Raw genomic sequence first — 20570 nt, forward strand, 5'->3', positions numbered from 1 at the left:
TCGGTCATCAGCGCCTCGCCCGGCCCGTTCACCACGCAGCCGATGATCGAGAGCGACATCGGCGTCTTCACGTGCTCGAGCCTCTTCTCGAGGATCTCCACCGTCTTGATGACGTCGAACCCCTGCCGGGCGCAGGACGGGCAGGAGATGATGTTGACCCCGCGGTGGCGGAGGCCGAGGGCCTTCAGGATCTCGAAGCCGACACGGACCTCCTCGACCGGATCGGCCGAGAGGCTGACGCGCAGCGTGTCGCCGATCCCCATCCAGAGCAGGCTGCCGAGCCCGATCGCCGACTTCACCGTGCCGGTCGTCAGGCCGCCGGCCTCGGTGATGCCAAGGTGGATCGGCGCGTCGGTCGCCTCGGCGAGCCCCTGGTAGGCGGCGGCGGCGAGGAAGACGTCCGAGGCCTTCACGCTGATCTTGAACTCGTGGAAGTCGTTGTCCTCGAGCACGCGGATATGGTCGAGCCCCGACTCGATCATCGCCTCCGGGCAGGGCTCGCCGTACTTCTCGAGCAGGTGCTTCTCGAGGCTGCCCGCGTTCACGCCGATCCGCATCGAGCAGCCGTGGTCCTTCGCCGCGCGGATCACCTCGCACACCCGTTCCTTCGCGCCGATGTTGCCCGGGTTGATCCTGAGGCAGGCGGCGCCCGCCTCCGCCGACTCGATGGCGCGGCGGTAGTGGAAGTGGATGTCGGCGACGATCGGCACCGGGCTCTCGCGCACGATCTCGCGCAGCGCCCGGCTCGAGGCCTCGTCCGGCACCGACACCCGCACGATGTCGGCGCCCGCCTCCGCCGCCGCCTGGACCTGGGCGATCGTGCCCTTCACGTCGGTCGTCAGCGTGTTGGTCATCGTCTGCACGCTGATCGGCGCGCCGCCGCCCACCGCCACCGGCCCGACGTGGATCTGGCGCGACCGGCGCCGGTCGATGTTGCGCCAGGGGCGGATGGGATTGTGGCTCATGCGACGCGGGTCCGGAAATGCTCGGTCCCGGACCATAGGCGAGACGCGCCGGATTGTCACGCCGGGCCGGATGACATGTCGATGACAGGCCCGGCGGGCCCGCCGCTACTGGATGGCGACGGCGGGCTCGATGCCGGCGGGCGGGGTCGGGAAGACCTGCGAGATCACCTCGGGGACGTCGGAGACCTGGTCGTAGCGGTCGACGATCGCCTGCGGCTCGAGAACGACGTCGCGGGTCGCCCGCGTGCCGCTGCCGAGCGGGCCGCGCAGGCTGTCGCCGACGCGCACGTAGACCGAGCCGGAATTCCCCGCCCAGATCAGCGGCTTCTCGATGCCCTCGGGCGGCGAATAGGTCTGGCCCTTCTCGAGGATCGTCTCGAAGATGACCGTGCCGTTCTCCTGGTAGACGCGGATCCAGGCCGCGCGCTCGGCGACCACGACGAGCGGCAGTTTCGCCGCGCTGGCGGCGGCGGTGGTGGGCAGCAGCGGCCCCTGCATCGGCGCCGCGCCGGCGGCGACGGTGAGCGCCGCGGGGATCTCGCTGGCCGAGGCCGGCGCGGCCGTCGCCGTCCCGGCGGGCCGGGCGAGCAGGCCGGTGCGGTCGGGGTCGAGCGCGGCGATCGGGCCGTCGCGCGGCACGAGGATCGGCACCTCGGCCTCCTGCTGGCGGTAGAGATCGGCCAGCGCCGTCGCGGCGACCGGGCTCGCGAGCTCGGTCAGCGCCGGCTCGTCGAGCGGCATCGCCTCGGGCGGATCGAGCGGCTGCATCTCGGCGACGGCGAGCGGCAGCTCCTCGACCGGCGCGAAGCGCACCCGCTGGATGCTCTGCAGCACGTTCCACCCGCCGTAGCCGAGCCCGGCGAGCAGCGCCACCAGCACCAGCACCGACCCGATGGCCGGCAGAGATATCTCGGGCATGCCGCGCGATTCGAGCCGCGCCAGCGGGAAGTCGGGCCGGAAGCCGCCCGGCGCCGCCTGCGCCGCGCGCTTGCCCCCGCCCGTGGCGCGTGCCGCCGCGCCGCCCTGCGCGCCGGCGAACCCGCTCTCCTGGCAGAAGCGCCGGTAGACCTCGTCGGGATCGAGCTGCAGGTAGCGCGCATAGGAGCGCACGTAGCCGGCGATGAAGCTCGGGTTGGGAAAGACCTCCGGCTTGGCGTCCTCGATCGCGGCGATATAGGCCGCCTTGATCCGCAGATCGCGCTGGATGTCGAGAAGCGTCTTGCCCAGGGTGGCGCGCTCGCCACGCAGCTCGTCACCGAGGGCATACTCGTAGGGACCGAAGTCCCTCTCCCCAGGATTGTGCACCGTCGTACCCATGGATCCGCCTGGAGACCCCTAAACCCTACTGCTGCCCGCGCCCCTCCGCCGGCGAATCAGACCCGGCGGACCGTTTTATTTTATTCCATCCTATCATCATTTCAGCGGCTTGGGCAGGAGCGGTTGTTTCAGATGACGCAAAAGTCTCGGGTTTGGTTGCCGAAACGCCGCACACCGGCCCCGCCGCCTCAGTAGATGTAGCGGATCTGGTCGCTCCAGTAGCGCTCCATGCGGCGCAGGCTGGCGTTGATGTCCTCGATGCGCATGTTGCCGAGGACCTCGCGGCTCAGGATTCCGCTCGCGTGGCGCTGGAAGAGCTGGGCGATGACGGTGCGGATCCCCCGCCCCTTCTCGGTCAGCCGCACCCGCACCGCCCGGCGGTCCACGTCGCACTTCTGGTGGTGCATGTAGCCGCACTCGACGAGCTTCTTGAGGTTGTAGGAGACGTTCGACCCCTGGTAGTAGCCGCGCGTCTTCAGCTCGCCCGCCGTCACCTCGTTGTCGCCGATGTTGAAGATCAGCAGCGCCTGCACCGAGTTGATGTCGATGATGCCGAGGCGCTCGAATTCGTCCTTCACCACGTCGAGCAGCAGCCGGTGCAGCCGTTCCACCATCGAGAGGGTCTCGAGGTAGGCGCCGAGGAAGTCCTCCCGCGCGGAGGGTTCCGGCAACGCTGCAACCTTTGCGTGCATACTCATCGTGTCACTCCGCAAACTGGACAATGCGCGGAGCGTCCAGCAGAATCATATACAACTCGTTAAGCCGCGGAGGCCCCGAATCCGCTCAGCCGATGCGGTGGAAGGCGCGGATCCCGCTGATTATCTCCGCATAGCGGGCGGGTCCCTCGGCGCTGCCGCCGACCCACCGGTAGAGGTCGTGGTCGTTCTCCGACAGGAGCAGGTCGAAGGCGTCGAGGAGCTCGGGCGAGAGGCCGGCGAGCCGCTCGTCGGCGAAGCGGCCGAGGATCAGGTCCATCTCGCAGATGCCGCGGTGCCAGCTCCGCAGCCGGAGCCGGCGCAGCCGATTCTCCGTCGTCTCCACCCTGTCGTCGCCCGCCATCCTCGCCCCCTTGCCCGGCCACGGCCCCGGGCCTAAGACACGCGCGGCCCCTGCCAGCCGGAGCGCCCGATGCCCTTCCTCTCCGATGCCCTCGCCCGCATCAAGCCCTCGCCGACCATCGCCGTCACCGCCCGCGCCCTCGAGCTCAAGGCCGAGGGCCGCGACATCATCTCGCTCTCGGCCGGCGAGCCCGACTTCGACACCCCCGCCCACATCCGCGAGGCGGCGAAGGCGGCGATCGATGCCGGGCGCACGCGCTACACGGCGCCCGAGGGCATCCCGGAGCTGCGCCGCGCCATCTCGGCCAAGTTCGCCCGCGAGAACCGCCTCGACTATGCGCCCGACCAGATCGTCGTCTCGACCGGCGGCAAGCAGGTGCTCTTCAACGCGCTCCTCGCCACGGTCAACCCGGGCGACGAGGTCATCGTCCCCGCCCCCTACTGGGTCAGCTATCCCGACATGGTGGCGCTGGCCGGCGGCACGCCGGTCGTCGTCGCGGGGGCGCTCGAGCGCGGCTTCAAGATCTGCCCCGAGGCGCTCGAGGCGGCGATCACCCCGCGCACCAAGTGGCTGATCTTCAACTCGCCCTCGAACCCGACCGGGGCGGGCTATTCGCGCGAGGAGCTCCGCGCGCTGACCGACGTGCTCCTCCGCCACCCGCAGGTCTGGGTGATGACGGACGACATGTACGAGCATATCGCCTATCCACCCTTCGTCTTCTGCACCCCGGCCGAGGTCGAGCCGCGCCTCTACGAGCGCACCCTCACCGTCAACGGCGTCTCCAAGGCCTATGCGATGACCGGCTGGCGCATCGGCTATGCCGGCGGGCCGAAGCCGCTCGTCCGCGCCATGACCGCGATCCAGAGCCAGTCGACCTCCAACGCCTGCTCGGTCAGCCAGTGGGCGGCGGTGGCGGCGCTCGAGGGCCCGCAGGATTATGTCGCCGAGGCGGCGCGCGCCTTCCGCCGCCGGCGCGACCTGGTGGTCGGGATGCTGAACGACTGCCCGGGGGTGAGCTGCCCGGTGCCGGAGGGCGCCTTCTACGTCTATCCCTCGATCCGCGAGCTGATCGGCCGCGCGACGCCGGCGGGCGTCCGCATCGCCGACGACGAGGCCTTCGCGAGCGAGCTTCTCGCCGCGGAGGGGGTGGCCGTCGTCTTCGGGGCGGCCTTCGGGCTCGGCCCCAACTTCCGCATCAGCTACGCCGCCGCCGACGAGGTGCTGGCGGAGGCCTGCCGCCGCATCCGCCGCTTCTGCGAAAGCCTGGCCTGAGACCGGCCGCGCGGGGCCGGTGGGCACGCGTGCCCACCGGCCCTGATCGTTGTTTTCATTGGAAAACCTCGTTCGCCGTCAACCGGATGGCAACCATCGTTGACGAAAGCTGAACGCCGTGGCCCCGGCACTCACGCGGCAACCGGGGGCGCCGCAGCGGCGCCCCCGGGGCTTCGCTTCCCGTCTCCGCCGGTGCTCCGGCGGGCGCGCCTCAGTTCGCGGGCGCCGTCGTGCCGTCCGCCGGCGCGGTCCCCTCGGCCGGCGCCGCAGGCTCGGGCGCGGCGGGCTCGGGCGTCGCGGGCTCGGCAGGTGCCATCGTGCCGCCGGCGGGCTCGGCCGGTTCGGCGGGTTCGGGGGCCGCCGGCGCCGTGGTGGCTGGCTGCTCGGTCGTCGACGGTGCGGTCGCCGGTTCCGTGGGCGCGGTTTCCGGGCCGGGCCGCATGAAGAAGTAGATCGCAAGGACCACCACGATCGCTGCGATGATCCAGTACCAGGTCCGCTGCATCTTCGTCTCCAGGCCGATCGCCGGACGTGTCGCCGGCGCCTGAGGACATGCCCATACACGCCGCGCGATGCAAGAGCCAACCCCGGCGAGAGGCCGCAAATGGCGGGAAACGGCCGGAAATCCGCCGGAATTTGCGCCCCGCGCGGCGGTGGCGCATCTTCACCTTGACCCCGATCCGTATTACATTATCGGACTTGCCGGGGCCGCTGCTCCGGTTTTTTGTCCCGCCAACGATCAGAAGGATGGCATCACCCTGGCCCGCAGACCGCACAACGCGCCCCCGACGCGCGATACCGGACCCCGCGTCAACGAGCGCATCCGCGCTCCCGAAATCCGCCTCATCGGCGCCGAGGGCGAGAACATCGGCCTCATCTCGCCCGAGAAGGCAATGGTCCTCGCCGAAGCCGCCGGCCTCGACCTCGTCGAAATCTCGCCGAACGCCACGCCGCCCGTCGCCAAGATCATGGACTTCGGCAAGTACAAGTACGAGACGCAGAAGAAGGAATCCGAGGCGCGGAAGAAGCAGAAGATCATCGAGATCAAGGAGATCAAGTTCCGCCCGAACACCGACTCCCACGACTACGACGTGAAGATGCGGTCGGTGACGAAGTTCCTCGAGGGCGGCGACAAGGTCAAGGTAACGCTCCGCTTCCGCGGCCGCGAGATGGCCCACGCCGACCTCGGGCGCAAGCTGCTCGAGCGGGTGGCCGAGGATGTGACCGAACTCGGCAAGGTCGAGGCGATGCCCCGCCTCGAGGGCCGGCAGATGGTCATGATGATCAACCCGGTGAAGCACTGACCACTCCGGACGCGGTCCGTCCGGCGCCCGGCGCCGGGACGGCCCGCGTCGGAGGCCGCGTCGGAGACCGCGTCGAAGGGCCGCGGCGGGGGCCCGCGGCGGAGATGTGACCGCATGGCCCGCCGCAGCAAGGCGCTGAGCTTCCTGACCTGGCTCCCGCAGGGCGCCCTGATCGGGCTGGCGCGCGCCCTGCCCTACCGGGCGCGCCTCGCCTTCGCCTCCGGCTTCGCCCGCACCCTCGTCGCCCTCGTCCCCGACCTGCGCCGCCGGGTCGAGGGCAACCTCCGCCTCGTCTTTCCCGAAATGCCCGCCGCCGAGCGCCGCCGCATCCGCGCGGCGATGGCCGACAGCTTCGGCCGCACCATGATCGAGGTGATGACCCGGCGCGCCTTCCAGGCCCGCCACGCCTGGACCGGCCCGGTCGGCCCCGGCTGGGACGCGCTCCGCGCCGCCCGCGCCGAGGGCAAGGGCGCCCTTCTCGTCTCCGGCCACTTCGGCCAGTGGGAGGCGGTGCGCGCCGCGCTGCTCGCCGAGGGCATCGAATCCGGCGCGATGATCCGCCCGGTGAAGAACCCCTTCCTGAACGCCGACTATCTCGCCAACGTCGAGGCCGGCGGGAAGCCCGTCATCGGCCGCGACGGCGCCGGCCTGCGCGAGCTCGTCCGCCACCTGAAGGGCGGCGGCGTCATGGCCGTCCTGCTCGACCAGTACACCAAGCGCGGCGCGCCGGTCGACTTCCTCGGCCACCCGGCGCCGAGCGGCACCGCCATCGCCGAGCTCGCGCTCAAGTACCGCCTGCCGATGATCCCGGTCTACGGCACCCGCCAGCCGGACGGCCTCTCGGTCGCCGTCGAGTTCGAGGCCCCGATCCCGCCCGGGACCGCCCTGGAGATGACCCAGGCCGCCGCCGACAGCCTCGCCGCCCGGGTGCGCGCGACCCCGGGCCAGTACTACTGGCTGCACCGCCGCTGGGTGAAATCCTTCGACGCCGGGACCGGCTCGAGCCCGTAGAGTGTGAACGGACGGTTAAGGCTGAAAAAAACTTTCAGCAATATCAATTGTTTGCTTATAGTTTCGCGCGCGAAATCCTGTTCTCGGGCCGGCTCCCGCGGCGGCGGCCGATGGTCTGGTCATCCCGGCCGCCCGCGCTATAACAGCCCGACGACCCGTCACCTCTCACCCCCGGACCATCGCCATGCCCGAGGCCGCCACCGCCACGCCGACGCGGCTCCTGCCGCATTTCGCCGAATTCGTGACGCTGATGGCGGCGCTGATGGGGCTGACCGCGCTCTCGATCGACGTCATGCTGCCCGCCCTGCCGCAGATGCGCGAGGAATTCGCCCTGCTCGACGCGAACCGCCAGCAGCTCGTCATCACCAGCTACCTGTTCGGCTTCGCCCTCGGCCAGTTCTTCCACGGCCCGCTGAGCGACCGCCTGGGGCGGAAGCCCGTCCTGCTCGCCGGCCTCGCCGTCTATGCGCTCGCCTCCGTGGCCTGCTTCGTCGCCGCGCGCTTCGAGGGGCTCCTCTTCGCCCGCGCCCTGCAGGGCCTCGCCGCGGCCGCGCCGCGGATCGTGGCGGTCGCGGTGGTGCGCGACGCCTTCGGCGGGCGGCGGATGGCCGAGGTCATGTCCTTCGTGATGATGGTCTTCATCCTGGTCCCGGTCGTCGCCCCGACCATCGGCACCGCCTTCCTCGCCTTCGGCAGCTGGCACCTGATCTTCGCCTTCCTCGGCGCCTTCGCGATCGCCGTCCTGGCCTGGTCGGCGCTGCGCCTGCCCGAGACCCACCCGGCCGCGCTCCGCGAGCCGCTCAGCCTCGGCTGGGTCGCCCGCGCCTTCCGCGAGGCGGCGACCACGCCGCAGACCGGCGGCTACACGCTGGCCGCCGGGGTCATCCTCGGCGCGCTCATGGCCTACATCACCTCCGCCCAGCAGGTCTTCGTCGAGGCCTACGACTCAGGCCGCTGGTTCCCGATCCTCTTCGGCTGCGTCGCCGCCACCCTCGCGCTCGCCGCCTTCGTCAACAGCCACTTCGTCATGCGCCTCGGCATGCGGCGGGTGTCGCATGCCGCCACGCTCGCCTTCTGCGCCGTCGCGATCCTGCACCTCGGGCTCGACCTCGCCACCGGCCGGCCGCCGCTCGCGGTCTTCGTCGGCCTGCTGGCGGCGATGCTCTTCTGCTTCGGCCTCATCATGCCGAACTTCAACGCCATCGCCATGGAGCCGATGGGGCGCATCGCCGGCACCGCCTCCTCCTTCTTCGGCGCGGTGACCACCTTCCTCAGCGCCGGCCTCGGCCTCTGGATCGGCCTGCGCTACGACGGCAGCGTCACGCCGCTGCTCGCCGGCTTCGTCTTCTGCGGCGTCGGCAGCCTCGCCATCGTCCTCGTCACCGAGAAGGGGCGCCTGTTCCGCGCCAGCCACTGACCGGGCTCAGAGCCACCCGCCGTCGACGACCGAGCACTGCCCGGTGATGCCGCCCGATTCCTCGGAGATCAGGAAGAGCGCCACCCGCGCGATGTCGATCGGCATCAGCCGCCGCTTCAGCGCCTGGCGGTCCTCACGCATCGCGTCCGCCTCCGGGGTCAGCCAGAGCGTGAGCTGCCGCTCGGTCATGATCCAGCCGGGCGCCAGCGCGTTCACCCGGACGTTGTGCGGCCCGTAGTCGCGCGCGAGCGAGCGGGTGAAGCCGATGACCGCCGACTTCGACGCGGCATAGACCGGCATGCCGCCGATCCCCACCATCGGCACGATCGAGCTGAAGTTGACGATCGACCCGCCGCCCGCCGCGATCATGTCGGGCATGACCGCCTGCGCGGCGAAGAACTGGTGCTTGAAGTTCACCGCGATCCGCTCGTCGAAATAGTCCGGGCTGACCTCGAGCAGGTCGTGGCGCTCGTCGTTGGCGGCGTTGTTGAGGAGGCCGGTGATCGGCCCGAACGCGGCCCGCAGCCGCTCGACCGCCGCCTTGAGCCGGTCGGTCTCGCGCAGGTCGCAGGCCTCGAAGCGCACCCCGTCCCCGAGCCGGTCGGCGAGCGCGCGCCCGGCCGTCTCGTCGATGTCGAGGAAGCCGACTCGCGCCCCCTGGGCGGCGAAGCTCTCGACGAGGGTCGCGCCGATGCCCGACGCGCCGCCGGTGATGAGGACGACCTTGTGCCTGAGGTCGGGATAGATGGCAGCCATGCGTTCGGTCCCCCGTTGTGCGCGCGATCGGCCGCAACGATTGCCTGCCCGCCGTCCGGCATCAAGGCCCGCCGTTCCGGCGCGCGCAGGGCCGGGCACCGGGGCGGCGCAGGCCGGCGTCAGCGGCGGCGCTTGCGGCGGAGGTCGAGCTCGCTCACCAGGACGCCCGCGACGATCAGGGCGCCGCCGAGGAAGGCGAGGGCGGGCAGGCGCTCGCCGGCGAGGCGGCCGACGATGCCGGCCCAGACCGGCTCGCCGGCGTAGATGAGGGTGGCGCGGGTGGGGCTGAGCGTGCGCTGGGCCCAGTTCATCGCGAGCTGGATCAGCGCGCTGGCGAGGCCGAGCGTGGCGACGAGGGCGAGGAGCGGCCAGGAGACGGCGGGGATCCCCTCGCCGGCGAGCGGCATGGCGGCGAAGGCGAGGAGCGCGGCGGTGGCGAGCTGCACGACGGTGACCCGGGCGGCGTCGACGGTGCCGGCGAAGCGGCCGATGAGGATGATCTCGCCGGCGATCGCCACGGTGCCGGCGAGGGTCAGGATCTCGCCGCGGCCGAAGCCGAGGCCGCCGGCGCCGGGGCCGGCGACGAGGAGGAGGCCGGCGAAGGCGAGGACGATGCCGATCCAGCTCGCGAGCCGCGGCCGGCGGCCGAGGGCGGCCCATTGCAGCAGGGGGACGAGCGGGACGTAGAGCGCGGTGATGAAGGCCGACTGGCTCGAGGTGATCGTCGCGAGGCCGGCGGTCTGCAGCGCGTAGCCGCCGAAGATCGAGGTGCCGATCGCGGCGCCTGCGGCGAGCTCGGCGCGGGTGAGGCCGCGCAGGACCGGGAGGGCGAGGAGGGCGGCGGCGAGGGCGGCGACGGCAAAGCGGCTGCCGACGAAGAAGAGCGGGCCGCTGAAGCCGAGGCCGACCTTCACGGCGAGGAAGGTGGCACCCCAGACCATGGTGACGAGGATGAGGACGAGCTCCGGCGCCGCGCGCCGCCAGGCCGGGAGCCGCTCGCCGGCCGCCACCTGCGTCATGGTGCGCTAGCCTCCCGGGCCGACCGGGACGATCTCCGCCCCCTCGACTCCGGCGACGCGGGCGAGCTGGCGGAGGCGCGACTGGACGGCGTCGCTGTCTGGGACGTGGGCGGTGCTCAGCATCTCGAGCCGCACGGCGTTGGTGGCGATGCGGATCCGGGCCGAGTCGAGGATCTCGGGCACGCTGGCCGAGAAGCGGTGGCCGAGCAGGAGCACCCGGCCGAGGATCTCGGCGCGGCGGAGCTGGCTCGGGCCGAGGAGGTCCCTGGTGATCGTCCGGACGGTCTCGTCGACGCTGCCGCCGTAGCGGGCCATGACCGCCACGGCGAGGAAGGCGCGCTCCGGGTGCGAGATGCCGATGAAGGGGAACTGCAGCAGCCGGCCGAAGCTCTCCATCGCGCGGACCTTCTCGTGGTCGCGCCAGGCGAGGTCGGTGAGGGCGCAGGCGGAGAGGCGCAGCCGGCGGTCGTTCTGGGTCTCGCCGGGGAAGAGGTCGTCGGTCCAGCGGGCGAGCGCGGCGCTGAACTCCGGCACCCGCGCCGAGGGGAGGCCGATCGCCTGGGCGCCCTCGAGCAGCGGGTCGCGGTATCGCTCCTCGGCATCGAGCCGGGCGTAGAGCCAGCCCTCGCGCAGGCCGAGCATGGAGAAGACCACCCGCTCGGGCTCGAGCTTCTTCAGCACGCGGTGCATGACGAGGGCGGCGGCCGGCAGGGTGGCGGCGCGGCGGGCCGGCACGTCGGGCAGGGCCGCGACCTCGTCCGCGCCCATGCGCGAGACGCGCCTGGCGAGGGCGCGCAGGTCGGCGGCGGCGACCTCGTAGCCCTGCACGACGCTGATCGGGGCGCGGTTCATGGCGATGTGCACCCGGGCCAGCGCGCGCCAGCCGCCGCCGATGGCGTAGAAGACCGGCTCGGTCAGCAGCGGCGGCAGCGAGGCGTCGAGGATCTCGTCGATCCGCTTCCTGGCCGGGTCGAAGCCCTGCTGCAGCAGGGAGAGGACCGGCAGGGCGCCGAGCGGCATGCTGGCGGTGCGCTCGCCGACGCGGTCGCCGAGCACCTCGGCCACCTCGAGGCTGCCGCCGCCCATGTCGCCGGTCAGGCCCTTGGGCTGGAAGAAGCCGGAGACGACGCCGAGCGCGGCGTAGCTCGCCTCCTCGGTGCCGGAGAGGACGCGGACGCTGAGGCCGGTCGCGGCGCGGATCGCCGCGACGAAGCCGGGGCCGTTCGTCGCCCGGCGGGTGGCCTCGGTGGCGAGGACGTGCAGGCGCTTCACCCGCATCGCCCGGGCGATCGCCTCGAAGCGGCCGATGGCGTCGAGGGCCTTCTCCATCGCCGCCTCCGAGAGGCGGCCGGTCTCGGCGAGCCCCTCGCCGAGGGCGCAGAAGGACTTCTCGTTGAAGCGGGGAAAGGGCGCCCGGCTCAGGTCGTCGTAGACGACGAGGCGGATCGAGTTCGAGCCGATGTCGATGACGCCGAAGTGCCGCTGCCGGCGCGAGAGCACCCGCCGGGTGTCGATCTCGATGACGCGGGGCTCGCTCGGCCGCGCCCGCCCGGGCATCCTCGCCATGCTCGCCTCCCTGCGTCGCCTCCGCGGCGGCAATGGTGGCGCGCGGCGGCGGCGGGGTCCAGCCCCGACCGCGCCGGGCGTCCCGCACCGTCGTGCACGCACGACACCATTCAAGCGACTGGAATTGCGTGGGCATGCCGTGGCGTTTACCGCACTGCAACGACGGCTGACGGGCGGCATGTCGTCTGCAGGCGGGCGGGAAGGAGGGGGCCTTCTGCCCCCTCTTGGCCTTCGGCCAATTCACCCCCGAGGATATTTGCGGACCGAAGATGCCGGGCGATCGGGCGCGGCGCGGCGGCCGGGCCTCAGCCGCGCTTCAGGGTGGCGAGGCGGACGAAGAGGCGCTCGACGAGGGCCTGGCCGGGGACGGGGCGGGAGGAGCGCAGCAGGAGCTCGGTCTCCATGATCTGGGCGAGGCCCTGCTCGAGCGCGGCCGGGCCGAGGGCGCGGGCCTGCGCGGCCATGCGGGCGCGCTTCGGGCCGAAGACCGGCGGGCGGGCGCGGGCGAGCGCGGCGTCGGGGCCCTCGGGCGCGCAGGCGGCGGCGTAGAGGGTGCGGAAGTGGCGGCCGGCGGCGATGGTGAGGCCGGTCGGGCTGCCGCCGCGGGCGGCGAGCGCGGCGAAGGCGGCGGCGAGGCGGCCGGCGGCGCCGTCGGCGGCGAGCATCAGGACCTCGTCCATGTCCTCGGTGGTGGGCGGGGCGCAGGCGGCGATGTCCTCGGTCGAGAGGGGCGCGGGGTCGCCGAGCTTGTAGAGGGCGAGCTTCTCGACGAGCTGGGCGAAGTCGCCCGGGTCGAGGGCACGGGCGAGCGCCTCGATGTCGCCCATCGCCTCGCGGCCGGGGCGGGCGAGGCCGGCCGCGGCCAGCGCCGCCTCGATCTCGTCGCGGCCGGGCGGGTCGTCGTAGATGCCGATGGCGACGGCGGTCCTCGCCGCCTCGAAGCCCTTGCGCAGGCTCGATCCGGCGCCGAGGCCGCCGGCGGTGACGAGGATGCGCGCGTCCCCGTCGCGCCAGTCGGCGAGGGCGGCGAGGATGGCCGGGCCGGCCGCGTCGGTCGCCTCCTCGACGAGGACCGCGCGCGGCCCGGCGAAGAAGCCCGTCGCCTTCACCGCGTCGGCGAGCGCCGCCGGGTCGCGGCGGAGGTCGGCGGCGGGGATGCGGGTCAGCCGCATCTCGGCCGCGGCGTCGGGCCCGAGCAGCGCCTCGACCAGCGCCGCGCGCTTCAGCGCCACCCGCATGGCGTCGGCGCCGAAGAGGAGGATGCCCGCCGCCGCCGGGTCCGGGCGGGCGAGGAAGCGCGCCGCGTCGCGGGCGGCAAGCTTCATGTCCAGGAGGCGGCCGAAAGCGCCAGCCGCTGCAGGATCTCGTCGGCCAGCGTGATCGCCAGCCGGCGCTCGGCGTCGTCGAGCGCCGCCCGGGCGGCGAAGGCCGAGGCGCCGGGCGACTCGGGCGCGCTGTAGCCGGTGATCGAGCGGGCCACGCCGCTCGCCACCGGCGGGCCGCCGGCGATCGGCGTCAGCCGGTAGCTCGCCCGGCCCACCACGTCGAAGCGGGTGGTGACGTTCTGCTGCGTCAGCGCCACGCCGGTGCGGGTGAGCTCGAGGTCGACGTCGAGCCGGTGGGTGGGCGCGGCCGCCGGCCCGAGCTGCCCGGTCAGCCGCTCGCGGAGCGCGAAGCCCGGCGCGCCCTCGACGAGGCCGACCTCGACCTTGCCGGCCATGCGCGAGGCCGGCGCGTCGGGGGCATAGAGCGGCGAGAAGCCGCAGGCGGCGAGCGACGCGGAGGCCGCGAGGAGCGCCCGCCTAGACCACGACATTGACGATCCGGTCCGGCACCACGACGAGCCGCCGCGGCGCCGCGCCGTTCAGCGCCCGGACGACCGCCGGGTCCTGCAGCACCAGCGCCTCGATCGTCGCGGCGTCGGAGCCGGCCGGGACGGCGATCTCGGCCCGGCGCTTGCCGTTGACCTGCACCGGCAGCGTCACGCTCGCCTCGACGAGCAGCGCGGGGTCGGCCTCGGGCCAGCGGGCGGCGGCGACGAGGCCCGCGCCGCCGGCCATGGCCCAGACCTCCTCGGCGAGGTGCGGGGTCATCGGCGCGGTGAGCTGGGCGAGGGTCCTGAGTGCCGTGCGCCGGGCCGGGGCGCCGGCGGGCGCCTTGCCGATGGCGCCGGTCAGTTCGTAGAGGCGCGCGATCGCCTTGTTGAAGGCGAAGCCCTCGATGTCGGCGGTGACGTCGCGGATCGCGCGGTGGGTGGCGCGGAGCAGCGTCTGGTCGCCGCCCGCCGCCTCGGCCGCCTCGGCCGCCTCGGAGGTCTCGTGCGCGAGGCGCCAGACCCGGGCGAGGTGCCTGTGCGCCGCCTCGGCGCCGGCGGCGGTCCATTCGACGTCGCGGTCGGGCGGGCTGTCGGAGAGGACGAACCAGCGCGCGGTGTCGGCGCCGTAGCGGGCGATGATGTCGTCGGGGTCGACCACGTTCTTCTTCGACTTCGACATCTTGGTCGAGGGGCCGATCTCGACCGGGGTGCCGTCGGCGAGGCGGGCGCCCTCGGCGTCGCGGACGACCTCGGAGGGCTCGCGCCAGACCGGGCGGCCGTCGGGGGCGCGGGTGGCGTAGGTCTCGTGCGTCACCATGCCCTGGGTGAAGAGGGCGTCGAAGGGCTCGATCGCCTTCTCCGGCAGGTGGCCGGTGATCCGCATCGCGCGGGCGAAGAAGCGCGAGTAGAGCAGGTGCAGGATCGCGTGCTCGATGCCGCCGATGTACTGGTCGACGTTCATCCAGTAGGCGGCGTCCTCCATCACGGTCGGGGTCGCCGCGCGCGGGGCGGTGAAGCGGGCGTAGTACCAGGACGAATCGACGAAGGTGTCCATGGTGTCGGTCTCGCGCCGCGCCGGGCCGCCGCAGGCCGGGCAGGTCGTCGTCGCCCAGGTGGGGTGGCGTTCGAGCGGGTTGCCGGGCTTATCGAAGGTGGCGTCGTCGGGGAGGCGGACGGGGAGGTTCCCGCGCTTCTCGGGCACGATGCCGCAGGCGGGGCAGTGGACGACCGGGATCGGGCAGCCCCAGAAGCGCTGGCGGCTGAGGCCCCAGTCGCGCAGGCGGAAGCGGGTGACGCCGCGGCCGATTCCCCGCGCCTCGCAGAAGGCGATGGCGGCGTCGACCGCCGCCTCGCCGGTCATCAGCCGCTCGCCGGCGACGGGGCGGAGGAATTCGACCGTCTCGGTCTTCGGCGGCACGTAGGCCTCGGCGGCGACGCGGGCCTCCGAGCCCGGCGGGGCGAAGACGTCGATGACCGGCAGGCGGTACTTGCGGGCGAAGTCGAGGTCGCGCTGGTCGTGCGCCGGGCAGCCGAAGATGGCGCCGGTGCCGTAGTCCATCAGGATGAAGTTGGCGATGTAGACCGGCAGCTCCCAGGCGGGGTCGAAGGGGTGGACGACGCGGATGCCGGTGTCGTAGCCCTTCTTTTCCGCCGTCTCGAGATCCTCCTCGCTGGTGCCCATGCGGCGGCATTCGGCGAGGAAGGCGGCAACCTCGGGGTCGCCTTCCAGCGCCCTGGCGAGCGGGTGCTCGGGGGAGACGGCGGCGAAGCTCGCGCCCCAGAGGGTGTCGGGGCGGGTGGTGTAGACCTCGAGGGTCTCGTGGCCGGCGGGGGCGCCGCGGGTGGCGAAGGCGAACTGCAGGCCGCGGCTCCTGCCGATCCAGTTGCGCTGCATGATGCGCACCTTCTCGGGCCAGTGCGCGAGGTGGTCGAGGGCCTCGAGGAGTTCCTCGGCCATGTCGGAGATGCGGAAGAACCACTGGGTGAGTTCGCGCCGCTCGACCGGGGCGCCGGAGCGCCAGCCCTTGCCGTCGATGACCTGCTCGTTGGCGAGCACGGTCATGTCGACCGGGTCCCAGTTCACCACCGCCGCCTTGCGGGTGACGAGGCCGGCCTCGAGCATGTCGAGGAAGAGCGCCTGCTGCTGGCCGTAGTATTCCGGGTCGCAGGTGGCGAGCTCGCGGCTCCAGTCGATCGAGAGGCCGAGCGGCTTCATCTGCGCCCGCATGGCGTCGATGTTGTGGTAGGTCCACTCGGCCGGCGGCACGCCCTTCTCGATGGCGGCGTTCTCGGCCGGCATGCCGAAGGCGTCCCAGCCCATCGGGTGCAGCACGTTGAAGCCCTTCGCCGCCTTGTAGCGGGCGAAGAGGTCGCCCATCGTGTAGTTGCGCACGTGCCCCATGTGGATGCGCCCCGAGGGATAGGGGAACATCTCGAGGACGTAGAACTTCGGCCGCGACGGATCGCGCTCGGCGCGGAAGAGGCCGGCTTCGGCCCAGGCCTCCTGCCATTTCGGCTCGATGCGGCCGGCTTCGTAGCGCGACATGACGCCCCCGTTCACTCCTGCCGCGCCCTATCGCTGCTCGCCGGCCTCGGCGATGCGGAGCTGGCGGGCGCGCGTCAGGATCGCGTCCTCGAGCGCGCGGTTGGCGGCGGCGTCGACCGGCACCGCGCGCCCGCCGGCCTGGCGGAAGCCCGCGACCTTGAGCGAGGCGGCGTCGAGCGCGGGATCGCTGATGTAGACGGTGACCCGGTAGACCCCGCCGTCGCTCGCCACGCGTCCCCAGCCGGTGACGAGCAGGCCCGAGAAGGGGTCCGCCCCCTCGATCGGCAGGAAGGAAAGGATGTCGAGCGAGGCCTGCCAGAGGTAGCGGTTCACCGCCACCTGCCGGTCGGGCTGGCTCTGGTTGCGGAAGAGGTCGAAGAAGCTCTCGTCGCTCATCTCGTTCTCGACCGCGCGCCGCTCCTGCGCCCGCTCCGCCTGCAGGTCGGCGTCGCCGTTGCAGCCGGCGAGCAGGCCGAGCGTCACCACCGCCAGTGCGGCGGCCAGGCAGTTCGGGCGCGATCTGGTCAAGGGTCGGATCAAGGGTCGGATCTCGGGTCGGATTCTCGGGCCGGCGGTCCTTCGGGCGTTCTGGCGGGTGTGTAAAGTGAAGCCCGCCGCCCGGCAAGTGCAAAGCAGGACAGGGCAGGACGGGGGCAGGACGGGGGCGGCCGCCCGCCGGCCGGACTGCGCCCGGAAGGCCACTGTGGCAAAGCTGCATCATAGTCTCCGGCAAAAGGCGCGGGCGCCTCCCATTTGCTTGACCGTCGGCGGGCGGATGGGAGATGAACGAAGCTACTTGGTCCGGATCACCCGGATTTGAGATGGGTTTCAAAGAAAGAAACACGAGGAAAGCGATGAAGAACGTACTCTTCGCAACCACCGCGACAGCCGCCCTCCTGGTCGGCGCTGCCGCCTCGGCGCAGGGTATCGCGCTGTTCGGCGACGCCCGGCTGGGTCTCGGCTACAACATCGACAACGACGGCGGGATCCTGACCGAGGAGAACAGCGACGGCTCGATCGACACGCCGGACGACCTGCGTGCGATCTCCCGCGTCCGCTTCGGCGTCAACATGACCGGTGAGACCGACAGCGGCATCACCTTCGGCGCCACCATCCGCGCCGACAACTCCTCGGGCGGCGAGGGCGGCACCGAGGGCCAGCGTTCGGGCAGCGTCTTCGTGTCCGGCAGCTGGGGCACCCTGACCTACGGCGACACCAACGGCGCCGACGAGCAGTGGGTCGGCGACGTGCCGGGCGACTACTCGCTCACCGGCCTCGGCGAGCTCGACGAGACCCGCTTCGTGTCGAACGGCGGCAGCTTCGGCTCCGACGACGGCGCGGACTTCGCCGAGAACCCGGCGGCCCGTCCGACGGTCCGCTACGACTTCGACATCGCCGGCTGGGGCCTCTCGCTGTCGTCCAACCGTGACCTGACCGACATCGCCGTCGGTACCGGCTACTCGGCCGACTTCGGTGGCGGCAGCTGGTCCGCGGGCATCGGCTACAACAAGTTCGACAACTTCACCTCGACCGACGATGCCGGCTTCGAGCTCGTCGACCTCGACGGTGACGGCATCGACGACACCGCCGTGCCGGTGGTCGACGTCGTCGAGTGGCCGGACGGCGAGCAGTGGTCGGTCGGCCTCAAGGGCACCTACGACGCCTTCGGCTTCGGTCTGACCTACGCCAAGCTCACCTCCGACACCAACGACCTCGGCAAGTTCGAGGCCGACAACCTGCTGCTCGGTGCGTCCTTCGGCTGGGACAACTTCGCGGTCGGTCTGGTCTACGGCAAGATCCTGAGCGCCGACGGCGTGCTCTCCGAGCTCGACGGCGACGACAGCTTCGAGATCTCGGCGCAGTACGACCTCGGCGGTGGCGCGACGGTCAACTTCGGTGCCCGCCGGACCTACGACATCGTCGGCATCGGCTCGGACGAGGGCGGCGACCCGGCCTGGATCGGCGACTTCGGTATCTCGATGGCGTTCTGATCCCGAAAAACGGGACAGTGAGAGGGAAAGGCGGGCTTCGGCCCGCCTTTTTCCTTTTCGGGGCCGCCTTTCCGAGGTCGCGGCGCATGGCGGGCCGGCGGCCGCCTTCCCTTCCCCGGCAGGCGCCGCTATGGTCCGCGCACCCCGATCCTGGACCCGCCGCCCATGCCACTTGCCGAGATCCGGTCCCGCATCGCCGCCGCGCTCCGGAGAGCCGGACGCCCCGCTGACGCCGTCACCCTGGTCGCCGTCTCCAAGGTGCAGCCGCTCGAGCGGATCGAGGCGGTGCTCGCCGCCGGCCAGCGGGTCTTCGGCGAGAACCGGGTGCAGGAGGCGGAGGGCAAGTGGCCGCCGCTGCGCGCCCGCTTCCCCGGCACCGAGCTGCACCTCGTCGGGCCGCTGCAGTCGAACAAGCTCGCCCGCGCGCTCGAGCTCTTCGACGCCATCCACAGCCTCGACCGCGACAGTCTCGCGCGCCGGCTGGCGGTCGCGGTGCAGGCTCGCGGCGCCTGCCCGACGCTCTTCGTCCAGGTCAACACCGGCCGCGAGCCGCAGAAGGCCGGCGTCGACCCCGACGGCCTCGGCGCCCTGCTCGCCGCCTGCCGCGCCAGCTACGACCTGCCGGTCTTCGGGCTGATGGCGATCCCGCCGGCCGACGAGGACCCTGCGCCGCACTTCGCGCTGCTCGCCGAGCTCGCCGTCCGCCACGGGCTCGCCGGGCTCTCCATGGGCATGAGCGGCGACTTCGAGACGGCGATCGCCCATGGCGCCACCCACGTGCGGATCGGCTCGGCGCTCTTCGGCGAGCGCGCCACGCCCTGAGCCGGCGCCGGCGCAACCTCCTCCATCGCCGCGCGTTTCTCCCCTGGCGTGGCGGAGGAAGCGATGCGGCTGGCGGCGGTCCTGGTCCTGGCATTGGCTGCGGGCACGCCGGCGCGGGCGGCGGACTTCACCCTCGGGCTCGGCTACGACGATCTCTCCGGCGAGGGAAGCGGCGCGGCGACCGTCGGGCTGCAGGTGACCTCGGAGCCGATCTGGCAGCTCGGCGCGATCGGCTTCGGGCTCGGCGTCGCCGGCGAGGCGGATACCGCCGGCGATCTCTGGGCCGGCGCCGGCCTTACCGCCGGGCTGCCGCTCGGCGACGCCTGGCGGGTCGGCGGCAGCGTGATGGCCGGCTTCTACGCCTTCGGCGACGGCGGGGACGACCTCGGCTCGGACCTCGAGTTCCGCACCCGCCTCGGCGTCAGCCGGGAGATCCGGCCGCCCTGGCGGCTCGGCCTCGCCATCGAGCACAAGTCGAACGGGGGCATCGGCGAGATCAATCCCGGCATCGAGACGATCTTCGTCACCCTGACCCGCCCCTTCTGATCCGGCGGCTGGACGCGCGGCGGCGCCGCGGCTAGAACCCCGCCGACCCGCCACAGGCCAGGCTGCCATGCCGGACGCGATCCCCGAGCCCCTGCCGGCCCTCCGGCTGACTCCGACCCGGGTCCTCGGGCTGCTCGGGCTCTATCTCGCGCTGATGGCGGTCGAGGCCGCGCTCCTCGCCCCCTCCGGCCGCAGCGACGACATCGAGACGCTGCTGCTGTCGCAGTCGCTCGCCTGGGGCTACGAGGCGAAGAACCCGCCGGGCTTCTACTGGATCGCCTGGGCGGCGACGCACGCGGCCGGGCCCGGGCTGCCGGTCATCTATGCGCTGCGGCTCGCCGGGGTCTTCGTCAGCCTCGCCGGCCTCTACGCCATCGCCCGCCGGCTGCAGCCCGACCCGGTCCTCGCCGTCTGCGCCGGCCTCGCCATGCTGGCGACGCTGCATTTCCACTGGTACCTGCTCTTCTATCTCACCAACACCACCTTCGCGATGGCGCTCGCCCCGCTCGCGGTGCTCGCGCTCCTGCGCCTGCGGGACGACCCGGGGCCCGTCTCCTACCTGCTCCTCGGGGTCATCGTCGGGCTCGGCATCCTCGCCCGCTACAACTGGGCGATCTTCGCCGTCGCGCTCGCCGCCGCCGCGCTCTCGGTGCCGGCGTGGCGTGCCCTCCTCCTCCGGCGCCGGGCGCTCATCGTGCCGGCGGTCGTCCTGCTCATGCTGCTGCCGCATCTCGCCTGGGTCTGGGAGCACCGCGAGATCCTGCGCGGCGCGCTTGCGGAGCAGATCATCGGCCGCGAGGCGCCGCCCTATCTCGCCCGCGTCGCGGCGGGCGTCGCCGGTCTCGCGGAGGCGACGGTCAGCATCCTGATCGCGCCGCTCGGGCTCATGATCGCCGCCTTCCTGCCGGCGGCCTTCCGCCCCGCCGGGGTGGCGGATCCCGATCGGGCCGCCGGCCTCCTGCTGCTGCGGCGGCTCGTCCTCTTCTGCCTCGGGCTCGTGCTCCTCTACATCGCCGCGGCCGGCACCTCCTACGTGAAGCCGCACCATCTCTTCTTCCTCGCCTTCCTCCCGCTCTGGCTGATCGCCCGGCTCGACGCGGCGGCGCTCGCCCGCTGGCGGCCGCGCGCCTTCGCGGCCGGGCTCGCCGCCTGCGCCGCGGCCAG

General features: G+C 72.6%; 20 protein-coding genes. 8 read left to right on the forward strand and 12 right to left on the reverse strand.

The window, feature by feature from the left end:
- The 4 genes from ispG to Q0112_RS08565 all read right to left on the reverse strand — a co-directional run.
- Positions 1-965: flavodoxin-dependent (E)-4-hydroxy-3-methylbut-2-enyl-diphosphate synthase (gene ispG, locus Q0112_RS08550; protein WP_297973953.1), on the reverse strand; the 965-nt coding region annotated here is incomplete at its 3' end.
- A 105-nt stretch (positions 966-1070) separates the two neighbouring features.
- Positions 1071-2282, reverse strand: a complete 1212-nt coding sequence (locus Q0112_RS08555; protein ID WP_297973955.1) for a helix-turn-helix domain-containing protein — start codon at positions 2280-2282, stop codon at positions 1071-1073.
- Between the two features lie 188 nt (positions 2283-2470).
- A complete protein-coding gene (locus Q0112_RS08560) occupies positions 2471-2980 on the reverse strand; it encodes a winged helix DNA-binding protein (protein ID WP_297973957.1) in 510 nt (169 codons plus the stop codon).
- A gap of 85 nt (positions 2981-3065) precedes the next feature.
- A complete protein-coding gene (locus tag Q0112_RS08565) occupies positions 3066-3341 on the reverse strand; it encodes a succinate dehydrogenase assembly factor 2 (RefSeq protein WP_297973959.1) in 276 nt (91 codons plus the stop codon).
- A 69-nt stretch (positions 3342-3410) separates the two neighbouring features.
- On the opposite strand from Q0112_RS08565, the gene Q0112_RS08570 reads away from it, so the two are divergent.
- On the forward strand, positions 3411-4613 hold the full coding sequence (locus Q0112_RS08570) for a pyridoxal phosphate-dependent aminotransferase (protein ID WP_297973962.1): 1203 nt from the start codon (positions 3411-3413) through the stop codon (positions 4611-4613).
- A 211-nt stretch (positions 4614-4824) separates the two neighbouring features.
- On the opposite strand, the gene Q0112_RS08575 is transcribed toward Q0112_RS08570, so the two are convergent.
- Positions 4825-5118, reverse strand: coding sequence for a hypothetical protein (locus Q0112_RS08575; protein ID WP_297973965.1), 294 nt, complete (start codon positions 5116-5118; stop codon positions 4825-4827).
- Between the two features lie 253 nt (positions 5119-5371).
- Between Q0112_RS08575 and infC the strand changes: the two genes are divergently transcribed.
- From infC to Q0112_RS08590, 3 genes are all read left to right on the forward strand, one after another.
- Entirely contained in the window at positions 5372-5917 is a 546-nt protein-coding gene (infC, locus tag Q0112_RS08580) for a translation initiation factor IF-3 (RefSeq protein ID WP_349770562.1), read from the forward strand.
- A gap of 114 nt (positions 5918-6031) precedes the next feature.
- Entirely contained in the window at positions 6032-6928 is an 897-nt protein-coding gene (locus tag Q0112_RS08585) for a lysophospholipid acyltransferase family protein (RefSeq protein ID WP_297973967.1), read from the forward strand.
- A 184-nt stretch (positions 6929-7112) separates the two neighbouring features.
- A complete protein-coding gene (locus Q0112_RS08590) occupies positions 7113-8345 on the forward strand; it encodes a multidrug effflux MFS transporter (RefSeq protein WP_297973971.1) in 1233 nt (410 codons plus the stop codon).
- A gap of 6 nt (positions 8346-8351) precedes the next feature.
- Here the strand turns inward: Q0112_RS08590 and Q0112_RS08595 are convergent, their stop codons facing one another.
- The 7 genes from Q0112_RS08595 to Q0112_RS08625 all read right to left on the reverse strand — a co-directional run bounded on the left by Q0112_RS08595 (position 8352) and on the right by Q0112_RS08625 (position 16575).
- Positions 8352-9101: an SDR family NAD(P)-dependent oxidoreductase gene (locus Q0112_RS08595; protein WP_297973974.1), complete on the reverse strand. Its 750-nt coding sequence runs from the start codon at positions 9099-9101 to the stop codon at positions 8352-8354.
- Between the two features lie 119 nt (positions 9102-9220).
- The gene (locus Q0112_RS08600; RefSeq protein WP_297973977.1) at positions 9221-10120 is read right to left on the reverse strand and encodes a DMT family transporter; all 900 of its coding nucleotides are present in this window, start codon (positions 10118-10120) and stop codon (positions 9221-9223) included.
- Between the two features lie 6 nt (positions 10121-10126).
- A complete protein-coding gene (locus Q0112_RS08605) occupies positions 10127-11686 on the reverse strand; it encodes a Ppx/GppA family phosphatase (protein ID WP_297973978.1) in 1560 nt (519 codons plus the stop codon).
- A 305-nt stretch (positions 11687-11991) separates the two neighbouring features.
- A complete protein-coding gene (locus Q0112_RS08610) occupies positions 11992-13011 on the reverse strand; it encodes a DNA polymerase III subunit delta (RefSeq protein ID WP_297973981.1) in 1020 nt (339 codons plus the stop codon).
- Complete coding sequence (lptE, locus tag Q0112_RS08615) at positions 13008-13502, reverse strand: LPS assembly lipoprotein LptE (protein ID WP_297973984.1); 495 nt, start codon at positions 13500-13502, stop codon at positions 13008-13010. Before lptE ends, Q0112_RS08610 begins: the two co-directional genes overlap by 4 nt.
- Complete coding sequence (gene leuS / locus Q0112_RS08620) at positions 13489-16047, reverse strand: leucine--tRNA ligase (RefSeq protein ID WP_297973986.1); 2559 nt, start codon at positions 16045-16047, stop codon at positions 13489-13491. Before leuS ends, lptE begins: the two co-directional genes overlap by 14 nt.
- 27 nt (positions 16048-16074) lie before the next feature.
- The gene (locus Q0112_RS08625; RefSeq protein ID WP_297973988.1) at positions 16075-16575 is read right to left on the reverse strand and encodes a DUF3576 domain-containing protein; all 501 of its coding nucleotides are present in this window, start codon (positions 16573-16575) and stop codon (positions 16075-16077) included.
- A 326-nt stretch (positions 16576-16901) separates the two neighbouring features.
- On the opposite strand from Q0112_RS08625, the gene Q0112_RS08630 reads away from it, so the two are divergent.
- The 4 genes from Q0112_RS08630 to Q0112_RS08645 form a co-directional block, all read left to right on the forward strand.
- Entirely contained in the window at positions 16902-18038 is a 1137-nt protein-coding gene (locus Q0112_RS08630) for a porin (RefSeq protein WP_297973990.1), read from the forward strand.
- A gap of 165 nt (positions 18039-18203) precedes the next feature.
- The gene (locus Q0112_RS08635; RefSeq protein WP_297973995.1) at positions 18204-18860 is read left to right on the forward strand and encodes a YggS family pyridoxal phosphate-dependent enzyme; all 657 of its coding nucleotides are present in this window, start codon (positions 18204-18206) and stop codon (positions 18858-18860) included.
- 63 nt (positions 18861-18923) lie between these two features.
- Positions 18924-19406, forward strand: a complete 483-nt coding sequence (locus tag Q0112_RS08640; protein WP_297973997.1) for an acyloxyacyl hydrolase — start codon at positions 18924-18926, stop codon at positions 19404-19406.
- Positions 19407-19473: 67 nt separating this feature from the next.
- Positions 19474-20570 (forward strand): glycosyltransferase family 39 protein (locus Q0112_RS08645; protein WP_297973999.1); only part of this gene is annotated, 1097 nt, incomplete at its 3' end.

Source organism: uncultured Amaricoccus sp. (assembly GCF_937858865.1).
Taxonomy (GTDB): domain Bacteria; phylum Pseudomonadota; class Alphaproteobacteria; order Rhodobacterales; family Rhodobacteraceae; genus Amaricoccus.